Source organism: Flavobacterium sp. J27, from assembly GCF_004303025.1.
GTDB lineage: Bacteria > Bacteroidota > Bacteroidia > Flavobacteriales > Flavobacteriaceae > Flavobacterium.
Window position 1 is genome coordinate 90863 of sequence record NZ_PJQW01000016.1, and the last position, 6459, is coordinate 97321.

The window sequence follows — 6459 nt, forward strand, 5'->3', positions numbered from 1 at the left end:
TCAAAAATAATAAAAAATACTTTTGCAGAATATTTTATTGTCTTATTTCAATTTGGTTATCCCAATGTTAAAGTTTAAAGCGTCTAAAGGAGTGCCATCGTTGTTTAAAACATACTTAAATGCTATGACATCACCAACTGAGAAGTTCTCAACTAAAGTACCAGATGAACCCCATGTATCTACCGCGCTTAAAACAATAGTTCCTCTTGTTGGATAACCTACTAATGTCCCGTTTTTATAAATCCCAATTACAAATTTTCTTGTACCACTTGGTACATTTTCAACTGAAAATGCGGCATTCATTAAATACGTTCCTGATTCACTAATGGTAATTTGACCATTTCCAGTAACACTATATACAGAACTCGTATTAGCAATAACATCCGTTGAGTTTAAAGGGAAATTAGCATAAGTGTTCGTTTGAGTTGCAACAACTGTGTCTGAACCAGGAAAATTTTTATTCAATGAAATGGTAGGATTAGATGTTCTAGAAATGTTTTCCCACCCTAAATTCGTTCTCATATATAAAGCATCATCAGAGGTGTTGTAAATCACTGATCCAATTAAAGGGTTACTGATCGCTTGCATTTGAGTATTTGACATTCTTGGAGGAACAAAGGTTTGTGTTGTGCTATTTAATTCTAATAACGAAGAAGGGTTTGGAGAAGTCGTTCCAATACCTACTTGAGCATTTATTATAAAAGAACATGAAAAGGTTAATACGGTAGCAATAATTTTTTTTATCATGATAAGAATGAGTATAAAAGTTAATTTATTTTAACAAAACTAAATGCCGCAAAAACTAGATTTAGATTTGTACTGTGATTGATGAGGTATTTAATGTCTATTTCATCATTTATACTTAAGTTAAAAGTCATTATGCCGCTGGTTCCCCAATAATCAGAAATTGTTTGTTCACTTTCATTTTTATTGAGAAGTCCAAGAAGCTGACCATTTTTGAATAATGCGATTGAGTAGGCTTTTTTTCCACTAGGCATATTATTTACAGACAATTGTGCACCTATCATATATATACCGTTTTCCTTAATTCTTATTTTTCCATTTGATAGTATTTCATATGTAATTGGATTTCCTGTTTGAATATGAGAATGGTTCAGCGGGAAATTGTAATACGTGTTATTTGAAACAGTAAGTGTTCCACCGTTTTTTTTACAAATTAGACTTGAATTGTCTGTGTCTGATGCATTCTTCCAACCTAAAGAGTTGTAAATGTAAATCGAATTAAATGTAGTATTGTAAACAATGGAACCAATTAAAGGTGAAGAGATTGCTAACATTTGAGCGTTAGTCATTCTTGGAGGAACGAAAACTTTGTCTGTACTAGAAATTTCAAGTAAAGAGTTTGGACTTGGCGTATTGGTACCAATGCCAACTTGGCTAAAGCAAGTATAGCTCATCAGCAAAAACACAAAAATGGTTTTCATAGCAGTAAAATGTTAATAGCGATGCAAATATAGTTTTTTCTTATTAATTATTTACTTTTTAATTTGTTAAAATCATTGATTATTAAGTGTTTAAAAAAAATACTTTTTAGATATGTTTTCATTACCTTTGCAAACTATTTTTATTAGAATGTTACAGAAAGAAATACAATTAGCAGTTGATAAAGGAGAAATGTTGCCTTTAATGGAAGAGTTTTATACGATTCAAGGAGAAGGGTATCATACAGGAAGAGCTGCTTATTTTATACGAATTGGAGGTTGTGATGTAGGATGTCATTGGTGTGATGTTAAAGAAAGTTGGAATGCCGATTTACATCCTCCAACAGCTACAGATGTTATAGTTGCTAATGCAAAAAAGTATGCAGAAACTGTTGTGATTACTGGAGGAGAACCATTAACTTGGGATATGACTTATATTACAACTCAACTAAAAGCCTCTGGATTAAATGTGCATATTGAAACTTCTGGGGCTTATCCAGTAAGTGGTACTTGGGATTGGTTTTGTTTGTCACCGAAGAAAATGAAATTACCAGTACAAAGTGCCTATGATATTGCTAATGAATTAAAGGTAATTGTATATAATAAGCATGATTTTCAATTTGCTGAAGAACAAGCGGCTAAAGTAAATAAAAATGCTATTTTATTTTTACAGCCAGAATGGAGTAAAAAAGAGGAAATGACACCTCTTATTATAGATTATGTAATGAACCATCCGAAGTGGAGAATTTCACTGCAAACCCATAAATATTTGAATATTCCTTAAAATATGATAATATAATTTCCAAAAAGAGAAAACTATAGTTTTCTCTTTTTGGAAAGATAAAGATTAATTTCCTAGTTCATCGCAAGCATTTGCCATTGCAACTTTAACGCCATAAGATGCAAAGTTTCCAGTTGCAATATCTGCTAAACCAGATGAAGCCCATTGTGTCCATGTTTGGTCGCATGGATCTGAAGGATCAGTAGCAGTACCAGCTCCAATCTTTTTTAATTCATTTAGATTTAATTTTTTAAAATTCTTTAAATCTTTTAAACTCATTTTTTTCATAAAATTGTTATTTATATAATGCTAAAGTAAATGGTTTTTTTAAAAATAAATATATTTTGAAGAGTTAAAATGATGTTAAAAGGAAGGTGTGAACTTTTATACAGTAATTCGAGCTAAATAATCAAAATGTTTTCCTTCCATAATTAATTCACTTTGTAATCCATTAGCGTAACAGGCATTTTGTAACGTATTATAATCTAAATAGAGCCAAGGAAAAGAATCTTCAATTTCATTTTTATATCGAATGTTAAATGTTAACTCTCCATAATAACCTGTAGCAGGAACTTCGTAAGCACCATCTTCATCTTGATCGAACATGTAAATGATATCTGAAGAATCAATTAAAATTTGTCCGTTTTGTTTTACTAAAGATTTTAACTGCTTTAAGTGTTTCGCAATTTGTACAAGTGTGCCAAAAATTCCTGTACCATTCATTAATAATAAAATAGTATCGTATTTATTTTCTTCTTTAGAAGTATCTAAATCCAATATATTCTTAACATAAGCCTTTTGTAAGCCTCTTAGTTGACAAGTTTTTATGGCATTTGGTGAAATGTCAATACCCGTTACATCATATCCTTTTTTTTGTAGATATAAAGCATGACTTCCAGCTCCACAGCCAATATCTAATATTTTTCCTTTTGCCAATTGTAACGCTTTTTGCTCTATTTTTGGCATTGCCTTAAAATCTCGAAACAAATAACCCACATCCATTTCGTCAGTATCACTAATAGAAGTTTCGGTGATAATGGGTTCAGGATTATTATTTGTTTGATAATCTAAAATAGCTTTGCCAAAAAGATCTTTCATAAAAAAAATTTAGGAGTTTAAAAATATAAGAGTGTAAAGGGTTAAATTTGTTCAACTTTTGGTAAAAGACAATTGTAAATTTTAGGAAACCATGTTAAACCAACTTGAACAGCTTCAAAAACAAGCCAAAGATAAGCATAACGAAAACAAAAAGTATTTCGATAAGCTAAAAAAGAAAACACCAAAAAATTTAGATTATGTTATGCAAGACTTGCATGAAGCTGAATTTAAAAAAACCGATTGTTTGGAGTGTGCCAATTGTTGCAAAACAACAGGGCCTTTATTTACTAGTGCCGATATTGAACGAATCTCTAAATTCTTTAGACAAAAACCACAACAATTTATAAACCAATATTTACGTATTGATGAGGATAATGATTATGTGTTGCAAAGTGTGCCTTGTGCTTTTTTAGATCAGGATAATAAATGCTTTATTTATGATGTTAGACCAAAAGCCTGTAGAGAATTTCCACATACAGATCGTAAAAAGTTCCAACAAATCTCTAATTTAACTTTAAAAAATGTGGCTATTTGTCCAGCTGCTTTTAATATTGTAGAAAAAATGAAAGAAAAACTACCTTTATAAGGTATAAATTACAATTAGTTTTCTTTATAAATTAAATACTTCTTTCTCATTTCTTTAAAACGCTGTAATCCTTCTTTCCAAGAAGTTCTAATTTCTACTTCAGAAACCCCTTTTTCAATTTGCTCTTGTAGTTTTTTTGTTCCTGCCAGTTTAGTGAAGAAAGTAGTAAAGAATTTGGGTTTATTTGTAGTTTCAGTATATGCTTTAATTAACCATTTTAACTCTAATTGTTTTACTTTTTGGATTTGAGTTAAATCTTCTCCATAGCAAATTACATTATTATATAATGGGTCTTTTGCTCCTTCATTGGGTTTTGGTGTAAAACTATAATCGCTTTTTGGTAAGTAAGGTGAACCATAAATTTGAAATTGATTATTTGTACCACGTCCTACACTTACATTCGTGCCTTCAAAAAAACATAAACTAGCATATAAATTAATAGCTTGAGCATTAGGTAAATTTGGTGATGGTTTAACAGGTAAAACATAGGGTAAATTTTTGGTGTAATTCAAACAAGGAATAACTTGTAAAGAGCATTGAATTCCTTCTTTTAACCATTTTTCACCATTTATCATTTGAGCATATTCACCTATGGTCATGCCGTGTAAGACTGGGATACTGTGCATGCCCACAAAACTATGATGTTCTTTCTCTAATATAGGACCGTCTATAATATTTCCATTTGGATTGGGTCTATCTAAGACTATTAATATGATGTTGTTTTCCGCACAAGCTTCCATTATATAATGTAAAGATGAAATATAAGTGTAAAAACGAGCGCCTACATCTTGTAAGTCAAAAACTAAAACATCAATATCGTTTAGTTGTTCTGCTTTGGGTTTCTTATTGGTTCCATATAAAGAAATAATAGGTAACCCTGTTTTAATGTCTTTGTCGTTTTTTATAGTTTCACCCGCATCAGCTGTTCCTCTAAAACCATGTTCTGGGGCAAATATTTTTTGTAAATCAACTTTTTTAGATAATAAAAAATCAACAAGATGGGTGCCGTCATTTAGAATACCTGATTGATTGGTTACAATTCCTGTTTTTTTATTCTTTAATAATGGTAAATACCTTTCATAATTATCGGCTCCTGTTTTTAGTTCATGATATAGTACTTTGTTACTTGTAATTTTAAGTTCTAGTTTATTTTCGCTTGTATCCTTTTTTTTAACAGAATTTCCACAAGAAAAAACAAATAAAACCAAGAATAAAAATGTATTTTTGAAGACCAATTTACTAAGCATAAACAGTTTGAATTTAGAATATTTTATTGCCAAAAGATTAGTTGCTACTAAAAAGGATAAAAGTAGTGTTTCTTCTCCAATTATTAAAATTGCAGTTACAGCTATAGCTATCGGCGTAATTATGATGGTGGTGTCGATTGCAACAGGGATAGGCTTACAAAAAAAAATTAGAGATAAAGTGTCGGCTTTTAATGGTCATGTTATTATTTCTAACCATGATGATAATCAATCACAAGTAAGTACAGTACCAGTTTCAATCAAAGAAGATTTTTATCCTACGTTTTCTTCTGTCTCAGGAATAAAGCATATTCAGGCTGTAGCGACTAAAGCAGCGATGATTCGTACTGAAGAAACTGTAGAAGGAATTATTTTTAAAGGAGTAGGAAAAGATTATAATTGGGATAATATTGCAGAATATTTAATAGAAGGAGTATTACCTAATATAAATGATAAGTTAACAGACGATATAGTCATCTCTCAATTTTTAGCTAAAAGACTAAACTTACAACTTAACGATATATGTAGAACTTATTTCATTAAACCCGATAATCAAGGGTATAATTTAAGGAGTTTTAAAATTGTTGGGATTTTTAATTCTGGGTTTCAAGAGTTTGATGCAAATTTTGTGTTAGGCGATTTACGACATGTTCAGAAAATTAATAAATGGAATAAAGATCAAGTTGGTTCTTTTGAAGTTTTCTTAGACGATTTTACTCAAATTAGTCAAAAAGGACAAGAAATTTATAAAGAAATTCCACCTACTTATAATAGTGTTACTATTTTAGATAAGTATTATAGTATATTCGAATGGTTAAAACTTTTCGATTTTAATATTGTCGTTATTTTGGTAGTAATGATTTTAGTTTCTACTATTAATATGATAGTAGCACTTTTAGTACTTATTTTAGAACGAACCCAAATGATAGGAATTCTAAAAGCAGTTGGTGCGAGTAATTGGAATGTGAGAAAGATATTTATATATAATGCAGGGCATTTAATTGTGCGAGGTTTGTTATGGGGAAATAGCATTGCTTTAGTGTTACTCCTTTTGCAAAAATATTTTGGTATTGTAAAATTAGATCCAGAGAATTACTATGTAAATGAAGCACCGGTTGATATCAATATAGCTTATATTTTACTTCTTAATTTAGGTACTATTGTTATTTGTTTATTGGTTTTGCTTATACCTTCTTATATTATAACAAAAATTACACCCGTTAAAGCCATTCGATTTTCTTAAATTTTTAGTAGCAGATAAAATATGCGATTAAGAATTTTTGTCCCGCTTTTCGTTTTATCTTTTTA

At 30.1% G+C, this 6459-nt stretch carries 8 protein-coding genes; 3 read left to right on the top strand and 5 right to left on the bottom strand.

The window, feature by feature from the left end; translation table 11 throughout:
- Positions 1-42: 42 nt before the first annotated feature.
- On the bottom strand, positions 43-747 hold the full coding sequence (locus CX675_RS18065) for a hypothetical protein (protein WP_130736655.1): 705 nt from the start codon (positions 745-747) through the stop codon (positions 43-45).
- 20 nt (positions 748-767) lie between these two features.
- Positions 768-1445 (bottom strand): hypothetical protein, encoded by a 678-nt coding sequence (locus CX675_RS18070; RefSeq protein ID WP_130736656.1) that lies wholly within the window; start codon positions 1443-1445, stop codon positions 768-770.
- Between the two features lie 148 nt (positions 1446-1593).
- Here CX675_RS18070 and CX675_RS18075 point away from each other — a divergent pair, with 148 nt between their 5' ends.
- Positions 1594-2226, top strand: coding sequence for a 7-carboxy-7-deazaguanine synthase QueE (locus CX675_RS18075; protein WP_130736665.1), 633 nt, complete (start codon positions 1594-1596; stop codon positions 2224-2226).
- A gap of 63 nt (positions 2227-2289) precedes the next feature.
- On the opposite strand, the gene CX675_RS18080 is transcribed toward CX675_RS18075, so the two are convergent.
- Together CX675_RS18080 and CX675_RS18085 are read right to left on the bottom strand one after the other, a co-directional pair.
- Positions 2290-2511 (bottom strand): hypothetical protein, encoded by a 222-nt coding sequence (locus tag CX675_RS18080; RefSeq protein ID WP_130736657.1) that lies wholly within the window; start codon positions 2509-2511, stop codon positions 2290-2292.
- Positions 2512-2607: 96 nt separating this feature from the next.
- Positions 2608-3321 carry a bifunctional 2-polyprenyl-6-hydroxyphenol methylase/3-demethylubiquinol 3-O-methyltransferase UbiG gene (locus CX675_RS18085; RefSeq protein ID WP_130736658.1) on the bottom strand — a complete coding sequence of 238 codons (714 nt, stop codon included), beginning with the start codon at positions 3319-3321 and terminating at the stop codon, positions 2608-2610.
- Between the two features lie 91 nt (positions 3322-3412).
- Between CX675_RS18085 and CX675_RS18090 the strand changes: the two genes are divergently transcribed.
- The gene (locus CX675_RS18090; RefSeq protein ID WP_130736659.1) at positions 3413-3907 is read left to right on the top strand and encodes a YkgJ family cysteine cluster protein; all 495 of its coding nucleotides are present in this window, start codon (positions 3413-3415) and stop codon (positions 3905-3907) included.
- 14 nt (positions 3908-3921) lie between these two features.
- Here CX675_RS18090 and CX675_RS18095 read toward each other — a convergent pair whose 3' ends face one another.
- Positions 3922-5259 carry a DUF1343 domain-containing protein gene (locus tag CX675_RS18095; RefSeq protein WP_165396088.1) on the bottom strand — a complete coding sequence of 446 codons (1338 nt, stop codon included), beginning with the start codon at positions 5257-5259 and terminating at the stop codon, positions 3922-3924.
- On the opposite strand from CX675_RS18095, the gene CX675_RS18100 reads away from it, so the two are divergent.
- Positions 5162-6394, top strand: coding sequence for an FtsX-like permease family protein (locus tag CX675_RS18100; protein ID WP_130736661.1), 1233 nt, complete (start codon positions 5162-5164; stop codon positions 6392-6394). The genes CX675_RS18095 and CX675_RS18100 overlap by 98 nt on opposite strands.
- The last annotated feature ends 65 nt before the right edge of the window (positions 6395-6459 follow it).

Coding starts and splice junctions, on each gene's coding strand:
- CX675_RS18065 (WP_130736655.1), bottom strand. CDS start 747: ATGATAAAAAAAATTATTGCTACCGTATTAACCTTTTCATGTTCTTTT.
- CX675_RS18070 (WP_130736656.1), bottom strand. CDS start 1,445: ATGAAAACCATTTTTGTGTTTTTGCTGATGAGCTATACTTGCTTTAGC.
- CX675_RS18075 (WP_130736665.1), top strand. CDS start 1,594: ATGTTACAGAAAGAAATACAATTAGCAGTTGATAAAGGAGAAATGTTG.
- CX675_RS18080 (WP_130736657.1), bottom strand. CDS start 2,511: ATGAAAAAAATGAGTTTAAAAGATTTAAAGAATTTTAAAAAATTAAAT.
- CX675_RS18085 (WP_130736658.1), bottom strand. CDS start 3,321: ATGAAAGATCTTTTTGGCAAAGCTATTTTAGATTATCAAACAAATAAT.
- CX675_RS18090 (WP_130736659.1), top strand. CDS start 3,413: ATGTTAAACCAACTTGAACAGCTTCAAAAACAAGCCAAAGATAAGCAT.